Source organism: Citrobacter sp. wls714, assembly GCF_005281025.1.
GTDB classification, from domain to species: domain Bacteria; phylum Pseudomonadota; class Gammaproteobacteria; order Enterobacterales; family Enterobacteriaceae; genus Citrobacter; species Citrobacter werkmanii.
The window spans coordinates 116,451-137,479 of sequence record NZ_SZWZ01000105.1 but is presented as its reverse complement, the minus strand read 5'-3'; the positions used below and the strand labels follow the sequence as shown (position 1 = coordinate 137,479).

Genomic DNA, 21,029 nt, shown 5'->3' with positions numbered 1-21,029 from the left:
CCTCACTGTGCTTTAAGTCGTTTACCAATCCATATTTGCAGCAGCGTCAGGACCATCGTGATAACGAAAATCACCACGGCGATTGCTGAGGCATACCCTTTTTCATGGTAGATAAAGGCGTATTTATAGAAGAGATAGGCGATGGTCATCGTCTGCTCGTCCACCATGGATGAACTACCAAACAGCAGATAAACCACATCGAAAATTTGCAGCGTTTCGATAAAAGATATCACCAGTACGAAAAACAGCGTTGGGATCATTAGCGGTAAGGTAATAGACCAGAATCCACGCAATTTGCTGATGCCATCCAGTGACATCGCTTCATAAATTTGTTTGGGGATCCCCTGCAATCCAGCGAGCAGAATGATCATCTTCAGCGCAATAGCCGACCAGATGATAACCAACGAGGCGCTCAGGCGGACGACATCGGGATCGGATAACCAACCGATGGCCGGAAGATCGAAAAAAGCCAGGATCTGATTAATTAAGCCGAAGTTTCGGTTCATCAACCACTGCCAGACCATAGCAATGGCCGCAGGCATAGTGACAGCGGGTAGAAATAACAGCGTGCGAAACAACCACTGACCGCGAATCGCCTGATTCAGGCCAATTGCGAGCAGTAATGACAAAATGGTGATTATCGGTACGCAAATAAAAACATAGGCCAGGGTGTTATATATTGCTGAACGAAACTCATCATCGCTGAATAAATTAATATAGTTATCTAAGCTGATTGTCGTCCAGATCTGAAACTCGCCCAGGTCGGTGAAACTATAAAAAACGTTCTGGAAGAATGGAGTAAAGTAAAAAACAATTAACCCCGCCAGTAACGGCATAATCATTATCCATCCCCAGAAGCGTTCTTCTTTTTCCAGCTTGGTCAGGGATTTTTTGTGCACTTCCCTGGCTGGTAATTGTGGGGATGCAGCTTCATCTGAATAGCTCATACAGACTCCGGGATGCTCACTGTGCAACCAAAATATATTGCGTGGGCGAAAGCGAGAGGGAGCATGGCTCCCTCAGGATTATTTCTGCATTTCTCGTTCAACGCGTTTTGCAACACCAGGCATGACTTTTTCTGGGTCAGTACCCGTCCAGACTTTTTTCAAGCCATCATTCAGGATGCTATTCCACTTGGCGGTATTAGAGCCTGCGGTTGGATATTTATGTGAGAAAGCCAATGAATCTATATAGGCTGAAACATCAATACCCTTAAAACCTTCAGCCCACTCTTTGGCCACTTTTTGGTTCGCGGGGATCACGACTTTTCCCGTAGCCAGCGTCTGCTGCGCATGCTCAGAACTCATGAACTCAATGAACTTCCACGCCGCATCTTTATGCTGACTTTTTGCTGACATGGCAAATGCCAGGCTATGGGATACACCTGCCTGCTCTGCCATTTTAGGCATTGGTACCACGCCGATGTGATCCTTAATCAGCTCATTTTGAGAGAAGGGTAATGCCCACCATGAGCCTGCGTAGACCATGGCTACCCGGTTTGACTGGAAGACATCCGAGGCTTCCATCTCGCCTGGCGGTTGGATTAGTCCCGCGTTCAGCATGCCTTGAACATCGCGATAGACGGCGATGGCTTTGTCATTGGCAACATCCGTTTTGCCCTCAGGCAGGACAATCTTATCGCCAGCCTGTAATAGCAGATTAAAGTAACTGTCCTGCCCGCTGCTGAATTCCATTGCCAGTGGATAAGACTGTTTATCCAGCCCTTTACGCAACTGCACTGATTTTTGTTTTAAATCGTCCCATGTCCAGTTTTTATCGGGATAGCTCACGCCAGCCTGATCGAACATTTTTTTGTTGTACCAGACGGCAATTGCATCAATATCCCTTGGGATGGCATACTGCTGCGACTGGTATTGATAGGCATCGACTGAGCTTTTAACAAAATCATCCAGTTTCGGCGCTGATTTCTCTTTCAGATAATTGCTCAGTGGTTCCAGCATGCCATTTTTAACATATTGCTGGAAATTAGGCATATTCATCCAGAATACATCCGGTGCTACATTTCCACCGACTGCTGAACTTAGCTTGATAAAATATTGGTCATAAGGTGTTAATTCAATTTCGACTTTGATGCCAGGGTTGTTTTTTTCGAATTCATTAACGAGCTGTTGTTCGCCTGGGAGTTGATTACGGTCCCATAACGTGTAGCGTAATTTAACAGGCTTTGCGTCCGATTGGCCTTCAGCACTCGCGACGACAGGAGTTGCCAGTAAACAGGAAATAAGACAGGCCAATGCGACATTATTTTTATTCAGGGTATACATAACTTCCCTCTTTATTCAGGTCAGAATGCTTATGAGGTAAATTACAGGAGCCTATGAATAATCTGTTTTACATCGGAGAAAGTCAAAGCGGTAAAAAATAGGGGATTATCGCATTAAAACAAGGTCGTCTTTCGGTAGGTTTCTCTTTTATCAAAACGAAAATATAACATAAAACAATGGTGACATTATTTCGTTTAATTTCATATTGTTAGGTTCATTTTGTAGGTTTGAATCGAAAAAAACAGATGTTTGAAAAAACCTCTTAAAATGCGAACGTTATCACTTTATTTGTTGTTACATAGACATAAAAAACGGGGATAAATCCCCGTTTTTTCGTTGGCTTTCGTTTCGATAATCAGGTCACTGGCGCCGGGTTAAACACCGCCAGTTGGTTATGCAGTCCCCACTGATCCGAGAAGGTTTTCTTACGCCCGCTGGCGACGTCGAGAATAAACTCGAACAATTTCAGCCCCACGTCTTCAATGGTTTCTTCTCCGGTAGCGATGGTACCTGCGTTGATGTCCATCAGGTCAAACCAACGATTGGCCAGCTCAGTACGCGTCGCCATTTTTATCACCGGCACCGCCATCAGGCCGTACGGCGTACCGCGACCGGTGGTGAATACCTGCACGGTGATCCCGGAAGCAACCTGCTGCGTACCGCAGACAAAATCGCTGGCGGGCGTTGCGGCGTAAATCAGACCTCGTTTGGTTGGACGCTGGCCCGGCGACAATACTTCGACGATGGCGCTCTTGCCAGATTTGGCGATTGAGCCCAGCGCTTTTTCCACCACGTTTGCCAGACCGCCTTTCTTGTTGCCCGGTGAAGGGTTGGCGCTGCGGTCAGTCTTGCCCATATCCAGGTAGTTATCGTACCAGGCCATCTCTTCGAGCAGGCGCTTACCTACTTCTTCGTTAATCGCGCGCGGGGTCAGAAGGTGGATGGCATCGCGCACTTCGGTCACTTCCGAGAACATCACGGTCGCGCCGCAGCGTACTAACAGGTCGGAGGCATAACCCACTGCTGGGTTGGCCGTCACGCCGGAAAAGGCATCGCTACCGCCGCACTGCATTCCGACCACCAGTTCTGATGCCGGGCAGGTTTCACGTTGGCGTTGGTTGAGCTTTGCCAGATGGCGTTCTGCCACTTGCAAAATATCAGCAACCATCGATTGAAAGCCGACGTGCTTTTCATCCTGCAGACTGACGATGCTGGCGCTGTCGACCGGGATACTTTTTACATCGTGAGTTCCTTCCAGCAGTCGCTCCGGTTGCAGTTTTTCGCAGCCGAGGCCAATAACCATCACTTCACCGCCAAAGTTGGGGTTCAGCGCAATATTATGGATGGTGCGAATCGGCACAATGGCGGCCGGAGCGTTAATCGCCACCCCGCAGCCGTACAGGTGATTAAGCCCCACCACGCCGTCAACGTTCGGGTATTTGGGGAGCAGATCGCGCTCAATGATTTTCACCACATAATCCACCACGCCCGCAACGCAGTGCACGCTGGTGGAGATGCCGAGCAGATTCTTGGTGCCAACGCTGCCGTCTGTATTGCGATAGCCTTCGAAGGTATAACCTTCAAGAGGCGGCAGTGGCTCTGGCACTTTGGTTGCCAGCGGCAGCGTCTCCAGCGGCGGGGCCTTGGGCAGCTCAACCATGGATTCATCAATCCAGCTACCGCGCGGGATATCGCGAACGGCATAGCCTATCACTTCGCCATAACGCACTATTTCGCCGTGAACAGGAATATCGCATAGCGCCACTTTATGACCCTGGGGAATATGTTCAATGAGTTCGAGTCCGTCTGGAAAACGCGTTCCGGCTTTCAGACCATTGTCATTGACAATAATCGCCACATTATCTGTTGCGTGAACTTTAATATAAAACGCCGTTGGCGATTGTTGTCTGATTTCGATGTCGGCCATTGTCCAGTATTCTCCAACAAGGTGGTGATAATAGTGTGGGTATTTATATTTTGAATCTAATTGTAAGTAATAAAGATTCGGTATCGTGAAATAAGAATGTCAGGAGTTTAAAATTAAGAATGTGATCATGATCACTTAAACTCAGCAAGGCCGCGCTACCAGGGACAGGAATACGTAAATGTGTGCATTAGCGCCCATGTATGTGTGCATATGCCCAAAATATTATTTTAATGTCGCGTGATTAGTGAGCGTATGCACAATGATTAACGTTGCGCCGCTGATTATACTAAATCACGGTTTCATAACGTCTGATAAATTATTATGTGTTTTTATTATCGGTAATTTATCACCAGGGATAGCTAACAAATAATAATAAAAATTTTTATGTACCCGAGGTAAATAGAATGATTTTGGATGCAATTGTCGAAAAAAAGAAAGGTACACATACCCGCTATTTAATATTACTGATAATTTTTATTGTTACTGCCGTTAACTATGCGGACCGTGCGACGCTGTCAATTGCCGGCACGGAAGTGGCGAAAGAGTTGCACCTCAGCGCCATCTCAATGGGTTATATTTTTTCCGCTTTCGGATGGGCTTATCTGTTGATGCAAATCCCCGGCGGCTGGCTGCTCGATAAGTTCGGCTCGAAGAAAGTCTATACCTGGAGCCTGTTCTTCTGGTCATTATTTACCTTCCTGCAGGGCTTTGTCGACATGTTCCCGCTGGCCTGGGCGGGTATTTCAATGTTCATCATGCGCTTTATGTTGGGCTTCTCGGAAGCGCCTTCCTTCCCGGCGAACGCCCGTATCGTGGCGGCCTGGTTCCCGACCAAAGAGCGCGGTACGGCATCCGCGATTTTTAACTCCGCACAGTATTTTTCCCTGGCGCTGTTTTCGCCGCTGCTGGGCTGGCTGACCTTCGCCTGGGGCTGGGAGCACGTCTTTACAGTGATGGGGGCGATTGGTTTTGTGCTCACCGGGCTATGGGTAAAGTTTATTCATAACCCAACCGATCACCCGCGTATGTCGCAAGAAGAGCTGAAGTTTATCTCTGAAAACGGCGCGGTCGTGGATATGGACCATAAGAAGCCGGGCGATGTGAAGTCAGGTGGTCCTAAGCTGCATTATATCAAGCAGTTGCTCACCAACCGTATGATGCTTGGCGTGTTCTTCGGACAGTATTTTATTAACACAATTACCTGGTTTTTCCTTACCTGGTTCCCGATTTACCTGGTACAGGAAAAAGGTATGTCGATCCTCAAAGTTGGTCTGGTGGCGTCTATTCCGGCGCTATGTGGATTCATTGGCGGCGTACTGGGTGGGGTGTTCTCTGATTATCTGATTAAACGTGGCTCCAGCATCACCCTGGCGCGTAAGCTGCCGATTGTGCTCGGCATGCTGCTCGCATCGACCATTATTCTGTGTAACTACACCGATAACACTGCTCTGGTAGTAGCGCTGATGGCGCTGGCGTTCTTCGGCAAAGGCTTCGGGGCGTTGGGCTGGCCGGTGATTTCCGATACCGCGCCGAAAGAGATTGTCGGTCTGTGTGGTGGCGTCTTTAACGTATTTGGCAACGTGGCCTCCATTGTTACTCCGTTGGTGATTGGGTATCTGGTGAGCGAGTTGCACTCATTTAATGCCGCGCTGATGTTTGTAGGATGCTCGGCGCTGATGGCTATGGTTTGCTACCTGTTTATTGTCGGTGACATTAAACGTATGGAATTGCAGAAATAAATAAAGGTATAGGCGATGAATAACACGATTTTCCCGAATAAGTTTAAAGCGGCCCTCGCGGCGCAGCAGATTCAGATTGGCTGCTGGTCTGCATTAGCCAGCCCAATCAGCACCGAAGTTTTAGGTCTGGCAGGTTTCGACTGGCTGGTGCTGGACGGCGAACATGCGCCGAACGATATCTCGACGTTTATCCCGCAATTGATGGCGCTTAAAGGTAGCGCCAGCGCGCCGGTGGTACGTGTGCCGACCAACGAGCCGGTGATCATTAAGCGTCTGCTGGATATCGGGTTTTACAACTTCCTGATCCCGTTTGTTGAGACCGAAGAAGAGGCGGTGAACGCGGTGGCGTCAACCCGCTATCCACCGGAAGGGATTCGCGGCGTGTCCGTATCCCACCGCGCCAATATGTTTGGCACCGTGTCGGACTATTTTGCGCAGTCGAATAAGAACATCACCATTATTGTGCAGATCGAAAGCCAGCAGGGCGTTGATAACGTTGATGCAATCGCGGCGACTGAAGGCGTTGACGGTATCTTCGTCGGCCCCAGCGATCTGGCCGCGGCGTTAGGCCACCTCGGCAATGCGTCCCATCCTGATGTGCAGAAAGCTATCCAGCACATTTTCGCCCGCGCGAAAGCCCACGGTAAACCAAGCGGCATTCTGGCCCCGGTAGAGGCGGATGCGCGGCGTTATCTGGAGTGGGGCGCGACGTTTGTTGCCGTCGGCAGCGACCTTGGCGTGTTCCGTTCAGCCACGCAGAAACTGGCTGATTCTTTTAAGAAATAACCACCATCGACAGTAGAGAGAGATAAAGACATGACAATGAAAGTTGGTTTTATTGGCCTCGGTATCATGGGTAAACCAATGAGTAAAAACCTCCTCAAGGCAGGTTACTCGCTGGTGGTTGCCGACCGTAACCCAGAATCTATTGCGGAAGTGATCGCCGCAGGCGCAGAAACCGCCGCCACGGCGAAAGACATTGCCGAGCAGTGTGATGTGATCATCACCATGCTGCCGAACTCTCCGCACGTGAAAGAGGTGGCGCTGGGCGAAGGCGGCATCATTGAAGGGGCGAAACCGGGGACGGTACTGATCGATATGAGTTCCATCGCACCGCTAGCCAGCCGTGAAATCAGCGAGGCGCTGAAAGCGAAAGGTGTGGATATGCTGGATGCGCCGGTCAGCGGCGGCGAGCCAAAAGCGATTGACGGTACGTTGTCGGTGATGGTCGGCGGCGATAAAGCGATTTTCGACAAGTACTACGATCTGCTGAAAGCGATGGCGGGTTCCGTGGTGCATACCGGCGAGATTGGCGCAGGCAACGTGACCAAGCTGGCTAATCAGGTGATTGTGGCGCTGAACATTGCCGCGATGTCTGAAGCGCTGACGCTGGCAACCAAAGCGGGTGTGAACCCGGATCTGGTGTATCAGGCGATCCGTGGCGGGCTGGCGGGCAGCACCGTACTGGATGCGAAAGCGCCGATGGTGATGGACCGCAACTTTAAACCAGGTTTCCGCATTGACCTGCATATTAAAGATCTGGCCAATGCGCTGGATACCTCGCATGGTGTTGGCGCTCAGTTACCGCTGACGGCTGCAGTCATGGAGATGATGCAGGCGCTTCGCGCAGATGGGTTGGGCTCCGCCGATCACAGCGCACTCGCATGCTACTACGAAAAACTGGCGAAAGTGGAAGTCACTCGCTAACAAGAAGGGCGCGGATGCGCGCCCTGTATTTCTTGCCTTGCGCGGCACTGTCAGGCTACATAACTATGAAAATCGTAATTGCCCCAGACTCTTATAAAGAAAGCCTTTCTGCCACCGAGGTAGCTCAGGCAATAGAAAAAGGATTTCGGGAAATTTTCCCCGATGCGCAATATGTGTCTGTTCCGGTTGCCGATGGCGGCGAAGGAACGGTCGAAGCCATGATTGCTGCCACGCAAGGGCGTGAACATTCCGCGTGGGTGACGGGGCCGCTGGGCGAAAAAGTGAATGCCTGCTGGGGCATGTCCGGGGACGGTAAAACCGCGTTTATCGAAATGGCGGCAGCCAGTGGTCTGGCGCTGGTTCCTCCTGAAAAGCGCAATCCGTTAGTCACTACGTCGCGTGGTACCGGAGAGTTGATTTTGCAGGCGCTGAACAGCGGCGCACAGAGCATCATTATCGGCATTGGCGGTAGCGCGACCAACGACGGCGGCGCGGGTATGGCGCAGGCGCTGGGAGCGAAACTCTGTGACGCCAACGGAACTGAAATTGGCTACGGCGGTGGTAGCCTGATGAGTCTGAACGCCATCGATATCTCGGGCCTGGATCCTCGCTTAAAAACCTGTTCAATTCGCGTAGCCTGTGATGTGACCAATCCACTCACCGGCGACACTGGCGCTTCACGTATCTTTGGCCCGCAGAAAGGGGCAACGGAAGAACGTATTCTCGAACTGGACCGTAATCTGTCTCACTATGCTGAGATCATTAAAAAATCGCTGCGGGTCGACGTGAAGGACGTTCCCGGCGCCGGTGCGGCTGGTGGGATGGGCGCAGCGTTAATGGCTTTTTTAGGCGCGGATCTGCGCAGTGGGATAGAGATTGTGACTCAGGCGCTTAATCTGGAAGAACATATTCACGATTGCACGCTGGTAGTGACTGGCGAGGGGCGGATCGACAGCCAGAGTATTCACGGCAAAGTGCCGGTAGGTGTGGCGAATGTCGCGAAGAAATACCACAAGCCAGTGATTGGTATTGGCGGCAGCCTGACGCATGATGTGGCGGTGGTGCATCAATATGGTATCGATGCGGTGTTTAGCGTATTGACCAGTATCAGCACACTGGAAGAGGCGTTCCGTGGGGCATTTGATAATATTTATCGTGCTTCAAGGAACATTGCCGCCACGCTGGCGATAGGAATGCGCAGTGCGGGGTGACATTGCCCCGCAAACCCTCTATACTGCGCGCCGAAGCTGACCAGACAGTCGCCGCTTCGTCGTCGTCCTCTTCGGGGGAGACGGGCGGAGGGGAGGAAAGTCCGGGCTCCATAGGGCAGGGTGCCAGGTAACGCCTGGGGGGGAAACCCACGACCAGTGCAACAGAGAGCAAACCGCCGATGGCCCACGTAAGTGGGATCAGGTAAGGGTGAAAGGGTGCGGTAAGAGCGCACCGCGCGGCTGGTAACAGTCCGTGGCACGGTAAACTCCACCCGGAGCAAGGCCAAATAGGGGTTCACAAGGTACGGCCCGTACTGAACCCGGGTAGGCTGCTTGAGCCAGTGAGCGATTGCTGGCCTAGATGAATGACTGTCCACGACAGAACCCGGCTTATCGGTCAGCTTCACTCTTTATAAAACCCCGCTTCGGCGGGGTTTTTGCCTTCTGAGTAGGTTGTCATGCCTGATGGCGCTGCGCTTATCAGGCCTACTGGGTGTATGGAACGGGTTTTGTAGGCTGGATAAGGTGGTTACGCCGCCATCCGGCAAATGTTTTCCTGATGGCGTTGCGATTGATTCACCACAAATCTGACGTTTATTTCCCACTCATCTAACCTTTATTTCGTTCTTATTAATGTTCCTGATTTCTTTTATAAGAGGAAATGTCTCTCGGGATATTTCTGGTTTTGTGATGAGCAACACAAAACGCTATGCGATACGTTTTTATCGAGAATAATCACGCGCAATCGATCTCCATCACAAAATTAGTTGCTGACAAAGCGCGCAAAATCAGTGTTAATATAATGTTGCATATGATGATGGTTTGTTTTCATTGGTTTAAATATTGATAAATGCAATGTTTTTTTACAAACAAACAAGGCAAAAAAATGTGATGCATGGCGTTATTTAAACACCATAAACGATAAAATATAATTATATTTGATAAATTACTTATTAAATTTAAACGCATTTTTTACCGGTAATTACTCTGTAATTGATTGAAATATAGCCTTTCATGGTTCGAAGAAATAACAGAGAAAATGATGTCGTTATAGCCATAAAAAATCGTTATCCCCCCATCTTTTTTTGATTAAAGTCAGGGTTAAGTGAGATTGATATTTTCTATCTCTATGATTAATAAGCAATTATCAATTTAATAATAATCTTACAAAATGTAAGGGAAGGGGATTTGTGAGTGGTCGCACATATCCTCGTTTGCTTAATTTGGTAAACTTCCTGCCGTCAACAAAGTTATTAGAGCAGGACGATATGAATACTATTTCTCTCCCTAAAACACAGCACTTAGTGGTCTTTCAGGAAGTCATTAGAAGTGGTTCTATCGGTTCTGCTGCAAAAGAATTAGGTTTAACTCAACCGGCGGTCAGCAAAATCATTAATGATGTTGAGGCTTATTTTGGTATTGAGTTAGTGGTGCGTAAAAATACCGGCGTTACCTTGACTCAGGCAGGTCAGGTGATGCTCTCATGGTCTGAATCCATTACTCGTGAAATGAAAAACATGGTTGATGAGATGAACAGCATGACGAGTAACGCAGTGGTTGATGTGTCGTTTGGCTTTCCTTCACTGATCGCCTTCACCATCATGTCCGGCATGATTAAAAAATTTAAAGAGGTGTTTCCGAAGGCGCAGGTTTCCATGTACGAAGCGCAGCTCTCCTCGTTCTTACCCGCGCTTCGTGACGGGCGCCTCGACTTCGCTATCGGTACGCTGAGTGATGAGATGAAACTACAGGATCTCCATGTTGAGCCGCTCTTTGAGTCAGACTTCATCCTGGTCGCCAGCAAGTCCCGAACATGCACCGGCATCACCTCGCTGAGCGCGTTGAAAAACGAACAGTGGGTGTTGCCACAAACGAATATGGGATACTACCGCGAACTTCTAACTACGTTACAAAATAATGGCATCAGCAGTGAAAACATCGTTAATACTGACTCCGTCGTCACCATTTATAATCTTGTTCTCAATGCTGATTTCTTAACAGTAATTCCCTGTGACATGACCACACCGTTTGGCTCAAACCAGTTTATTACTATCCCGGTACAAGAGACGTTACCCGTCGCGCGTTATGCCGCCGTGTGGTCGAAAAATTATCGAATTAAAAAAGCAGCATCTATTTTGGTGGAATTAGCCAAAGAATATTCATCATATAATTGTCGAAGACGAAGGCAATTAATTGAAGTTGATTAAAGATTGAATTTGTTTTAACACGGACTCAATGCCATCTGTCTATATCTGACAATGGTTACGGCTATCTATTTAATTTAATACCCAGGTAAGAGGTTCTAATGCACATTACATACGATCTCCCAGTTGCAATTGAAGATATCCTCGAAGCGAAAAAAAGACTGGCGGGGAAAATATATAAAACGGGAATGCCTCGCTCTAACTATTTTAGTGAACGTTGCAAAGGGGAAATTTTCCTCAAGTTTGAAAACATGCAGCGTACCGGTTCATTTAAAATCCGCGGCGCTTTTAACAAGCTCAGTTCATTAACCGAAGCGGAAAGATGTAAAGGCGTGGTGGCTTGCTCTGCAGGGAACCATGCGCAAGGGGTTTCTCTCTCCTGCGCCATGCTCGGAATTGACGGCAAAGTGGTGATGCCGAAAGGCGCGCCGAAGTCTAAAGTGGCGGCAACCTGCGATTATTCCGCAGAAGTTGTGCTGCACGGCGACAACTTCAACGACACCATCGCGAAGGTTAGCGAGATTGTGGAAACGGAAGGCCGTATCTTTATTCCGCCATATGATGACCCGAAAGTCATTGCCGGTCAGGGCACTATTGGTCTGGAAATTCTCGAAGATCTGTACGATGTCGATAACGTGATTGTGCCAATTGGCGGCGGCGGACTGATTGCAGGTATTGCAGTGGCAATTAAATCGATTAACCCGACCATTAAAATTATTGGCGTACAGTCTGAAAACGTTCACGGCATGGCGGCTTCTTTCCGCGCTGGAGAAATAACCACGCACCGAACGACCGGCACCCTGGCGGATGGTTGTGACGTCTCTCGCCCGGGTACTTTAACGTATGAAATCGTTCGTGAGTTGGTGGATGACATTGTCCTGGTCAGCGAAGATGAAATTCGCAACAGCATGGTGGCATTAATTCAGCGAAATAAAGTTGTAACTGAAGGTGCCGGTGCGCTGGCATGCGCAGCATTATTAAGCGGGAAATTAGATAGCTATATCCAGAACAGAAAAACAGTCAGCATTATTTCTGGCGGTAATATCGATCTTTCTCGTGTATCTCAAATTACTGGTTTAGTTGACGCTTAATATACTTCGTTGAGGATAGGATATGAGTACTACTGATAGCATTGTATCCAGCCAGACAAAACAGTCGTCCTGGCGCAAATCGGACACCACCTGGACACTGGGTTTATTTGGTACAGCCATCGGCGCAGGGGTGCTGTTCTTCCCTATCCGCGCAGGTTTTGGCGGACTGATCCCCATTCTGATCATGCTGGTGTTAGCATACCCCATCGCTTTCTATTGCCACCGTGCGCTGGCACGCCTGTGTCTTTCCGGTTCTAACCCTTCCGGTAACATCACAGAAACGGTTGAAGAGCACTTTGGTAAAACGGGCGGCGTGGTAATCACGTTCCTCTACTTCTTTGCGATTTGTCCGCTGCTGTGGATTTATGGCGTCACCATTACCAACACCTTTATGACCTTCTGGGAAAACCAGCTGCAGATGCCTGCGCTAAACCGTGGCTTCGTGGCGCTGTTCCTGTTGCTGCTGATGGCATTCGTCATCTGGTTTGGTAAAGATCTGATGGTTAAAGTGATGAGCTACCTGGTATGGCCGTTCATTGCCAGCCTGGTGCTTATCTCTCTGTCGCTGATTCCTTACTGGAACTCTGCGGTTATCGATCAGGTGGATATCAGCAATATCGCCCTGACTGGCCATGACGGCATCCTGGTTACCGTATGGCTGGGTATTTCCATCATGGTGTTCTCTTTCAACTTCTCGCCAATCGTTTCTTCTTTCGTCGTCTCTAAACGCGAAGAGTATGAGAAAGATTACGGTCGCGAATTCACCGAGCAGAAATGTTCTAAAATCATCTCCCGCGCCAGTATGCTGATGGTTGCGGTGGTAATGTTCTTCGCCTTTAGCTGCCTGTTCACGCTCTCTCCGGCAAACATGGCGGATGCGAAAGCGCAAAACATTCCAGTGCTGTCTTACCTGGCGAACCACTTCGCTTCACTGTCCGGTACGAAGTCTACCTTCGCCACCATTCTGGAATACGGTGCTTCAATCATCGCCCTGGTTGCTATCTTCAAATCTTTCTTCGGCCACTATCTGGGGACGTTGGAAGGTCTGAACGGTCTGGTGCTGAAGTTTGGTTACAAAGGCGATAAAACCAAAGTTTCCATGGGCAAGCTCAACACCATCAGCATGATCTTTATCATGGGTTCCACCTGGGTTGTGGCATACGCCAACCCGAACATCCTGGACCTGATTGAAGCAATGGGCGCGCCGATTATTGCCTCTCTGCTCTGCCTGCTGCCGATGTATGCCATCCGTAAAGCGCCATCACTGGCGAAATACCGTGGCCGTCTGGATAACGTGTTTGTTACCGTGATTGGTCTGCTGACCATCCTGAACATTGTCTACAAACTGTTTTAATCCTTAAGCTCAGGATGAGCGGAGTAGTGAAATGAATGAGTTTCCGGTAGTACTGGTTATTAACTGTGGTTCATCTTCCATTAAATTCTCAGTGCTCGATGCAGCAAACTGTGAAGTTTTAATGGCGGGAATTGCAGACGGTATTAACTCTGAAAATGCGTTCATAGCAATTAATGGAGGAGAGCCAGCGAAGCTGGCTCACCACAGCTACGAAGACGCATTAAAAGCGATTGCCGTTGAACTGGAAAAACGTAATTTAATGGACAGTGTGGCCTTAATTGGCCACCGCATTGCCCACGGCGGAAATATCTTTACCGAATCAGCAATTATTACTGAGGAAGTTATCGACAATATTCGCCGGGTATCGCCATTAGCACCGCTACATAATTATGCGAACCTGAGCGGGATTGAATCTGCTCAGCACCTTTTCCCAGGCGTGCAGCAGGTCGCGGTATTTGATACCAGCTTCCACCAGACGATGGCCCCAGAAGCCTATCTGTACGGTTTACCGTGGAAATATTTTGAGGAGTTAGGCGTTCGTCGTTACGGTTTCCACGGCACGTCGCATCGCTATGTTTCGCAACGAGCGCATGAACTTCTGGATCTGCAGAATGATGATTCTGGTCTGGTTGTGGCGCACCTGGGCAACGGCGCGTCTATCTGTGCGGTACGTAACGGGCAGAGCGTTGATACCTCGATGGGCATGACGCCGCTGGAAGGGCTGATGATGGGCACACGCAGCGGTGACGTGGATTTCGGCGCGATGGCGTGGATTGCCGCTGAAACCAACCAGACGCTCGGCGACCTTGAGCGCGTAGTGAATAAAGAGTCCGGTTTGCTGGGTATTTCCGGTCTGTCCTCTGACTTACGTACGTTAGAAAAAGCCTGGCACGAAGGACATGAGCGCGCGCAACTGGCGATTAAAACCTTTGTGCATCGTATTGCGCGTCACATCGCCGGACATGCCGCATCGCTGCATCGTCTTGATGGCATTATTTTCACCGGTGGAATCGGTGAGAACTCAGTATTAATTCGCCGTTTGGTTATCGAGCATTTGGCCGTTTTAGGTGTAAATATCGATAGCGAGATGAATAGTCTGCCAAATTCCCATGGCGAAAGAATTATCTCTAATAAGGATGCTCGTGTTATTTGTGCGGTGATTCCCACAAATGAAGAGAAAATGATTGCTCGTGATGCCATTGCGTTAGGCAAAATTAATATCCCAGTAGCATTTGCATAATTAATTTTCAGCAGAGAGATTATTTTTCATGAAGGTAAATATCGATACCAGCGATATGCTGTATGCCGAAGCCTGGAATGGCTTTAAAGGTACGGACTGGAAAGAAGAAATTAATGTCCGTGATTTTATTCAGCACAACTACACGCCTTATGAAGGGGATGAATCTTTCCTCGCCGAAGCAACGCCAGCAACTACGGCGTTGTGGGAAAAAGTTATGGCGGGCATCCGTATTGAAAACTCGACCCATGCGCCGGTTGATTTCGATACCAATATTGCCACCACGATAACCGCGCATGACGCCGGTTATATTGAACAAGAACTGGAAAAAATCGTCGGTCTGCAAACGGATGCGCCGCTCAAGCGCGCCCTGCATCCGTTTGGCGGCATCAACATGATCAAAAGCTCTTTTGATGCTTATGGTCGTGAGATGGATGCTAATTTTGAATACGTGTTTACTGACCTGCGTAAGACCCACAACCAGGGCGTATTCGATGCCTACTCTCCGGATATGCTGCGCTGCCGTAAATCCGGCGTACTGACCGGTCTGCCGGACGGCTATGGTCGTGGCCGCATCATCGGTGACTACCGTCGCGTCGCGCTGTACGGTATCCGCTACCTGGTGCGTGAGCGTGAACTGCAGTTTGCCGATCTTCAGTCGAATCTGGAGTGGGGGCAGAATCTTGAAGCCACGATTCGTCTGCGTGAAGAACTGTCTGAACACCGTCGCGCTCTGCTGCAAATGCAGGAAATGGCAGCGAAATACGGCTGCGATATCTCTCGTCCGGCACGTAATGCGCAGGAAGCGGTGCAGTGGGTCTACTTTGCTTACCTGGCTGCGGTGAAATCGCAGAACGGCGGCGCTATGTCGCTGGGCCGTACCGCTTCGTTCCTCGACATCTACATTGAGCGCGACTTCAAAGCGGGAATTTTAAACGAGCAGCAGGCGCAGGAGCTGATCGACCACTTCATTATGAAGATCCGTATGGTGCGCTTCCTGCGTACGCCGGAATTCGACACCCTGTTCTCTGGCGACCCTATCTGGGCGACCGAAGTCATCGGTGGTATGGGGCTGGATGGTCGTACGCTGGTGACCAAAAACTCGTTCCGCTACCTGCATACGCTACACACCATGGGGCCGGCGCCTGAGCCGAACCTGACGGTACTGTGGTCCGAGCAGCTACCGATTGCCTTCAAAAAATATGCCGCTCAGGTGTCCATCATCACCTCGTCTTTACAGTACGAAAACGATGATCTGATGCGTACTGACTTTAACAGCGATGACTATGCCATTGCCTGCTGTGTCAGCCCGATGGTTATCGGCAAGCAAATGCAGTTCTTCGGTGCGCGCGCCAACCTCGCCAAAACGTTGCTGTACGCAATCAACGGCGGTGTGGATGAGAAACTAAAAATCCAGGTCGGACCGAAAACTGCGCCGCTGATGGATGACGTGTTGGATTACGACACGGTGATGGAGAGCCTGGACCACTTTATGGACTGGCTGGCCGTGCAGTACATCAGCGCGTTGAACATCATCCACTACATGCACGACAAGTACAGCTATGAAGCTTCGCTGATGGCGCTGCACGATCGTGATGTTTATCGCACGATGGCCTGTGGAATGGCGGGGCTGTCCGTGGCGGCGGATTCGCTGTCGGCTATCAAATACGCCCGCGTGAAACCGATTCGTGATGAAAACGGTCTGGCGATCGATTTTGAAATCGAAGGCGACTATCCGCAATACGGTAACAACGACGAGCGCGTAGACAGCATTGCCTGCGACCTGGTCGAACGCTTTATGAAAAAAATTAAGGTGTTGCCAACCTACCGTAACGCGGTGCCGACGCAGTCCATTCTGACCATCACCTCCAACGTGGTGTACGGCCAGAAAACCGGTAACACGCCGGATGGACGTCGCGCAGGTACGCCGTTTGCGCCAGGGGCAAACCCGATGCACGGCCGCGATCGCAAAGGTGCGGTGGCGTCGTTAACCTCGGTCGCCAAACTGCCGTTTACCTATGCCAAAGACGGTATTTCGTACACCTTCTCCATTGTGCCGGCTGCGCTGGGCAAAGAAGATAGCGTGCGTAAAACCAACCTGGTCGGGCTGCTGGATGGTTACTTCCACCATGAAGCGCATGTGGAAGGTGGGCAGCATCTGAACGTTAACGTTATGAACCGTGAAATGTTGATGGATGCCATTGAGCACCCGGAAAACTATCCGAACCTGACGATCCGCGTGTCTGGCTATGCGGTGCGCTTCAACGCGCTGACCCGCGAACAGCAGCAGGACGTTATTTCACGTACTTTCACCCAGGCGCTGTAACGCCGGAGGGGTTATGAGAAAAGTTATTGCAACCGAATGTGCGCCAGGGGCGATTGGACCTTACGTACAGGGTGTGGATCTGGGCAGTATGGTGTTGACCTCAGGTCAGATTCCGGTGTGTCCACAGACCGGTGAAGTGGCAGAAAACGTGGCCGATCAGGCGCGTCAAAGCCTGGAAAACGTGAAAGCGATTGTCGAGTCCGCCGGTTTGAAGGTGAGCGATATCGTCAAGACCACCGTTTTCGTTTCTGACCTGAACGACTTCGCCACCATTAACCAGATGTACCAGCAGTTTTTTGATGAGCACAAGGCAATCTACCCTACGCGCAGCTGCGTACAGGTCGCCCGCTTACCAAAGGATGTGAAGCTGGAGATTGAAGCCATCGCCGTGCGTGGCGATACGCTGTAATCCCTTGCGGGGCGATCGCAGGATCGCCCCGATCCTTAATGAGTGTGAAACCTGGTCTTCACTGAACGGCAATCCGAGGGTGTGGATATGATTAGCGCATTCGATATTTTCAAGATTGGCATTGGACCTTCCAGCTCCCATACCGTGGGGCCAATGAACGCAGGTAAAAGCTTTATCGATCTGTTGGTCAGCAGCGGGGAACTCTTCAGGACCACGCATATCGTGGTCGATCTTTATGGATCGCTCTCTCTGACCGGCAAAGGTCATGCGACAGACGTCGCCATCATGATGGGACTGGCCGGTAACAGTCCGCAAAACGTTAATATAGATTCAATCCCTGGTTTTACTCAGGAAGTGGCCCGTACCGGACGTTTGCCGGTTGCTCAGGGTACGCATATTGTCGATTTCTCCCCAGACGAAAATATTCTCTTTCATAGCGAAACGCTGCCGCGCCATGAAAATGGTATGCGTATTACCGCGTGGCATGGTAACGAGACACTGTTAAGTAAAACCTATTACTCCATCGGCGGCGGTTTTATCGTCGAAGAGGAGCAATTTGGTCAGGTGCATGACGTTGAAACACCCGTACCCTACAATTTTCATTCCGCCAGCGAACTGCTGAAGCTGTGCGAGCGCAACGGGCTGTCTGTTTCCGGCCTGATGATGCAAAACGAACTGGCGATGCGCAGCAAAGAGGAAATCGATGCTGGTTTTGCCGCCATCTGGGACGTCATGCACGCCGGGATTGAGCGCGGCATGAACACCGAAGGCGTCCTGCCGGGCCCGCTGAACGTCCCGCGTCGCGCCGTGGCGCTGCGGCGACTGTTGGTTTCCAGTGATAATCTGTCCAGTGACCCGATGAACGTGATCGACTGGATCAACATGTTCGCGCTGGCCGTGAGCGAAGAAAACGCCGCCGGGTGTCGGGTTGTTACCGCGCCAACCAACGGCGCATGCGGGATAATTCCCGCCGTGCTGGCCTATTACGACAAATTCCGCCGTCCGGTGAATGCGAACTCGATTGCCCGATATTTGCTGGCAGCAGGAGCGATAGGCGCGCTGTATAAGATGAATGCCTCTATTTCTGGTGCCGAAGTGGGCTGTCAGGGAGAGATTGGCGTAGCCTGTTCCATGGCGGCAGCCGGGCTGACGGAGTTGCTTGGCGGTAGCCCTGCGCAGGTATGCATTGCGGCGGAAATCGCCATGGAGCATAACCTGGGGCTGACCTGCGATCCGGTGGCCGGGCAGGTGCAAATACCGTGTATCGAACGCAATGCGATCAACGCGGTAAAAGCTGTGAACGCCGCGCGTATGGCGCTACGCCGGACGTCTGAGCCACGCGTTTCGCTCGATAAGGTGATCGAGACCATGTACGAAACGGGCAAAGATATGAATGACAAGTACCGTGAAACTTCGCGCGGTGGCCTGGCGATTAAAGTGGTTTGTACCTGAGATGAAAGGGTGCGTTTGTAGGCCGGATAAGGCGTAAGCGCCGCCATCCGGCAATGAATCCATCAATTTGGCATGATAGAAAAGGTGCACTTTGATGTAATACCTCTCAGCTAAGTATGTATGGTGAGTATGTGATTCTTGCTCAGGGTTCCGTTCACCTCAGTGGTGTCATTTCTCTGAAACGCCGTTACCCGTGAACGTGCAAGGGAGGCTCACCGCCGCCTCCCTTGCATCCCAGGCTCCCGGCGGGAAAATCGTCGCTGCGCGAGCTATTCGTCTTATTCCGTCTGCCTGTCGGGTCGGGGCCGAGCCTGCATCCATGCAGGCCGTCCCCTCTGCCCGCATCCCTGCGGGCAGTCCCGGTCAGCCGTCAACGCCTCATCGATTTTCAGCCGGACCGGGGTCATCGCTTCAACGCTCTGACTTCCAGTTAAATCTGTTTTGCTGTTTTAACAAAAAACGCAGAAGGTGAGGTGTTAACTGATCAGCATTAGCACTTTGGCGCGCATTTTTTGTTGTGATCTGCTTCAAAAATAGAATTTAAATTCTACATATGCATATAAAAGAGAAAATATTTCTTAACTTTTAGAAATTACAGGGGTTTGTTTGTGAAGTTTTTCTCTGATCCTGCGCGTATGATTTCTTCATTACTCCAATAGCTCACCTGCACCTTATGTACTGCGTATCGCATTAAGCAGTACGAAAAAAATAAAAAAACCTCTACCTACACATTGAGCGGGAAATTATGGAAACGGCAACGAATAGCAGCGTAATACTCGACGCATCTGCTCCGGCACGTCGGGCGGGAATGACCGAAAGTGAATGGCGCGAAGCCATTAAATTCGACAGTACGGACACCGGCTGGGTCATTATGAGTATCGGTATGGCAATCGGCGCGGGGATTGTTTTTCTTCCCGTCCAGGTAGGACTGATGGGGCTGTGGGTATTCTTACTCTCCTCTATCATCGGCTACCCTGCCATGTATCTGTTCCAGCGTCTGTTTATCAATACACTGGCTGAATCCCCAGAATGCAAAGACTACCCGAGCGTGATCAGCGGCTACCTGGGTAAAAACTGGGGCATCCTGTTGGGTGCATTGTATTTTGTGATGCTGGTCATCTGGATGTTCGTCTATTCCACCGCCATCACTAACGACAGCGCCTCCTATCTGCACACGTTTGGCGTGACTGAAGGCTTACTGTCCGACAGCCCGTTCTATGGCCTGGTGCTGATTTGCATCCTGGTGGCCATCTCGTCGCGCGGGGAAAAACTGCTGTTTAAAATCTCTACCGGTATGGTACTGACCAAGCTGCTGGTGGTAGCGGCGCTTGGCGTGTCGATGGTAGGGATGTGGCATTTATATAACGTAGGTTCGCTGCCGCCGATGGCGCTGCTGATCAAAAACGCGATTATCACGCTGCCGTTTACGCTGACCTCGATTCTGTTTATTCAGACTCTTAGCCCAATGGTTATCTCATATCGTTCTCGCGAAAAATCCATTGAGGTGGCGCGTCATAAAGCGCTGCGCGCTATGAATATCGCGTTTGGTATTCTGTTCGTTACGGTCTTTTTCTACGCCGTTTCCTTCACGCTGGCGATGGGCCATGACGAAGCGGTTAAAGCCTATGAGCAGAACATTTCCGCTCTGGCGATTGCAGCGCAGTTTATCAGCGGCGATGGTGCTGGCTGGGTGAAAATCGTCAGCGTTATCCTGAACATCTTTGCCGTAATGACTGCCTTCTTCGGCGTCTATTTAGGCTTCCGTGAAGCTACTCAGGGGATCGTGATGAACGTGCTGCGCCGTAAAATGCCAGCCGAGAAAATCAATGAAACCCTGGTGCAGCGCGGCATTATGGTTTTCGCCATTCTGCTGGCCTGGAGCGCAATTGTGCTCAATGCGCCGGTACTGAGCTTCACGTCTATTTGTAGTCCAATCTTCGGCATGGTGGGTTGTCTGATCCCGGCGTGGCTGGTCTACAAAGTTCCTGCACTGCACAAATACAAAGGCGCTTCCCTGTATCTGATTATTATCACGGGCTTGCTGCTGTGCGTTTCTCCGTTCCTGGCATTTTCCTGAGTTATCTGAG

Annotated in this window: 15 protein-coding genes and 1 other RNA gene; 13 read left to right on the top strand and 3 right to left on the bottom strand. The window is 50.3% G+C overall.

Annotation, left to right across the window (positions count from 1 at the left end):
* Positions 1–2: 2 nt before the first annotated feature.
* The 3 genes from FDX11_RS23745 to garD all read right to left on the bottom strand — a co-directional run bounded on the left by FDX11_RS23745 (position 3) and on the right by garD (position 4,212).
* Positions 3–947 carry a carbohydrate ABC transporter permease gene (locus FDX11_RS23745; RefSeq protein ID WP_137398629.1) on the bottom strand — a complete coding sequence of 315 codons (945 nt, stop codon included), beginning with the start codon at positions 945–947 and terminating at the stop codon, positions 3–5.
* 78 nt (positions 948–1,025) lie between these two features.
* On the bottom strand, positions 1,026–2,285 hold the full coding sequence (locus FDX11_RS23740; protein ID WP_042311206.1) for a sugar ABC transporter substrate-binding protein: 1,260 nt from the start codon (positions 2,283–2,285) through the stop codon (positions 1,026–1,028).
* A 355-nt stretch (positions 2,286–2,640) separates the two neighbouring features.
* Positions 2,641–4,212: a galactarate dehydratase gene (gene garD, locus FDX11_RS23735; RefSeq protein ID WP_061382502.1), complete on the bottom strand. Its 1,572-nt coding sequence runs from the start codon at positions 4,210–4,212 to the stop codon at positions 2,641–2,643.
* A 404-nt stretch (positions 4,213–4,616) separates the two neighbouring features.
* On the opposite strand from garD, the gene FDX11_RS23725 reads away from it, so the two are divergent.
* The 13 genes from FDX11_RS23725 (at position 4,617) to FDX11_RS23660 (ending at position 21,019) form a co-directional block, all read left to right on the top strand.
* Positions 4,617–5,951 (top strand): MFS transporter, encoded by a 1,335-nt coding sequence (locus FDX11_RS23725; protein WP_061382501.1) that lies wholly within the window; start codon positions 4,617–4,619, stop codon positions 5,949–5,951.
* 15 nt (positions 5,952–5,966) lie between these two features.
* Positions 5,967–6,737, top strand: coding sequence for a 2-dehydro-3-deoxyglucarate aldolase (gene garL, locus FDX11_RS23720; protein ID WP_079225947.1), 771 nt, complete (start codon positions 5,967–5,969; stop codon positions 6,735–6,737).
* Between the two features lie 30 nt (positions 6,738–6,767).
* Positions 6,768–7,658, top strand: coding sequence for a 2-hydroxy-3-oxopropionate reductase (gene garR, locus FDX11_RS23715; RefSeq protein ID WP_042311198.1), 891 nt, complete (start codon positions 6,768–6,770; stop codon positions 7,656–7,658).
* Positions 7,659–7,723: 65 nt separating this feature from the next.
* Complete coding sequence (gene garK, locus FDX11_RS23710; RefSeq protein WP_061388437.1) at positions 7,724–8,869, top strand: glycerate 2-kinase; 1,146 nt, start codon at positions 7,724–7,726, stop codon at positions 8,867–8,869.
* A 32-nt stretch (positions 8,870–8,901) separates the two neighbouring features.
* Positions 8,902–9,278, top strand: an RNA gene (gene rnpB / locus FDX11_RS23705) — RNase P RNA component class A.
* 859 nt (positions 9,279–10,137) lie between these two features.
* Positions 10,138–11,076, top strand: coding sequence for a transcriptional regulator TdcA (tdcA, locus tag FDX11_RS23700; protein WP_042311194.1), 939 nt, complete (start codon positions 10,138–10,140; stop codon positions 11,074–11,076).
* Between the two features lie 98 nt (positions 11,077–11,174).
* A complete protein-coding gene (gene tdcB / locus FDX11_RS23695) occupies positions 11,175–12,164 on the top strand; it encodes a bifunctional threonine ammonia-lyase/L-serine ammonia-lyase TdcB (protein ID WP_042311192.1) in 990 nt (329 codons plus the stop codon).
* A 22-nt stretch (positions 12,165–12,186) separates the two neighbouring features.
* A complete protein-coding gene (gene tdcC / locus FDX11_RS23690) occupies positions 12,187–13,518 on the top strand; it encodes a threonine/serine transporter TdcC (protein ID WP_006687934.1) in 1,332 nt (443 codons plus the stop codon).
* Positions 13,519–13,549: 31 nt separating this feature from the next.
* Entirely contained in the window at positions 13,550–14,758 is a 1,209-nt protein-coding gene (gene tdcD / locus FDX11_RS23685; protein WP_038634108.1) for a propionate kinase, read from the top strand.
* A gap of 28 nt (positions 14,759–14,786) precedes the next feature.
* Positions 14,787–17,081: a 2-ketobutyrate formate-lyase/pyruvate formate-lyase gene (gene tdcE / locus FDX11_RS23680; RefSeq protein ID WP_061382497.1), complete on the top strand. Its 2,295-nt coding sequence runs from the start codon at positions 14,787–14,789 to the stop codon at positions 17,079–17,081.
* 13 nt (positions 17,082–17,094) lie between these two features.
* Complete coding sequence (locus tag FDX11_RS23675) at positions 17,095–17,490, top strand: enamine/imine deaminase (RefSeq protein WP_137398628.1); 396 nt, start codon at positions 17,095–17,097, stop codon at positions 17,488–17,490.
* A gap of 87 nt (positions 17,491–17,577) precedes the next feature.
* Positions 17,578–18,942 carry an L-serine ammonia-lyase gene (tdcG, locus tag FDX11_RS23670; RefSeq protein WP_042311189.1) on the top strand — a complete coding sequence of 455 codons (1,365 nt, stop codon included), beginning with the start codon at positions 17,578–17,580 and terminating at the stop codon, positions 18,940–18,942.
* Between the two features lie 745 nt (positions 18,943–19,687).
* On the top strand, positions 19,688–21,019 hold the full coding sequence (locus tag FDX11_RS23660; protein ID WP_038634097.1) for an amino acid permease: 1,332 nt from the start codon (positions 19,688–19,690) through the stop codon (positions 21,017–21,019).
* Positions 21,020–21,029: the final 10 nt, after the last annotated feature.

Bases quoted from the DNA above. Each gene is read 5' to 3' on its own strand.
- FDX11_RS23740 (WP_042311206.1), bottom strand. From the start codon at position 2,285: ATGTATACCCTGAATAAAAATAATGTCGCATTGGCCTGTCTTATTTCC.
- tdcE (WP_061382497.1), top strand. From the start codon at position 14,787: ATGAAGGTAAATATCGATACCAGCGATATGCTGTATGCCGAAGCCTGG.
- garD (WP_061382502.1), bottom strand. From the start codon at position 4,212: ATGGCCGACATCGAAATCAGACAACAATCGCCAACGGCGTTTTATATT.
- tdcG (WP_042311189.1), top strand. From the start codon at position 17,578: ATGATTAGCGCATTCGATATTTTCAAGATTGGCATTGGACCTTCCAGC.
- tdcC (WP_006687934.1), top strand. From the start codon at position 12,187: ATGAGTACTACTGATAGCATTGTATCCAGCCAGACAAAACAGTCGTCC.
- garR (WP_042311198.1), top strand. From the start codon at position 6,768: ATGACAATGAAAGTTGGTTTTATTGGCCTCGGTATCATGGGTAAACCA.
- FDX11_RS23745 (WP_137398629.1), bottom strand. From the start codon at position 947: ATGAGCTATTCAGATGAAGCTGCATCCCCACAATTACCAGCCAGGGAA.
- FDX11_RS23725 (WP_061382501.1), top strand. From the start codon at position 4,617: ATGATTTTGGATGCAATTGTCGAAAAAAAGAAAGGTACACATACCCGC.
- tdcD (WP_038634108.1), top strand. From the start codon at position 13,550: ATGAATGAGTTTCCGGTAGTACTGGTTATTAACTGTGGTTCATCTTCC.
- tdcB (WP_042311192.1), top strand. From the start codon at position 11,175: ATGCACATTACATACGATCTCCCAGTTGCAATTGAAGATATCCTCGAA.
- garK (WP_061388437.1), top strand. From the start codon at position 7,724: ATGAAAATCGTAATTGCCCCAGACTCTTATAAAGAAAGCCTTTCTGCC.
- FDX11_RS23675 (WP_137398628.1), top strand. From the start codon at position 17,095: ATGAGAAAAGTTATTGCAACCGAATGTGCGCCAGGGGCGATTGGACCT.
- FDX11_RS23660 (WP_038634097.1), top strand. From the start codon at position 19,688: ATGGAAACGGCAACGAATAGCAGCGTAATACTCGACGCATCTGCTCCG.
- tdcA (WP_042311194.1), top strand. From the start codon at position 10,138: ATGAATACTATTTCTCTCCCTAAAACACAGCACTTAGTGGTCTTTCAG.
- garL (WP_079225947.1), top strand. From the start codon at position 5,967: ATGAATAACACGATTTTCCCGAATAAGTTTAAAGCGGCCCTCGCGGCG.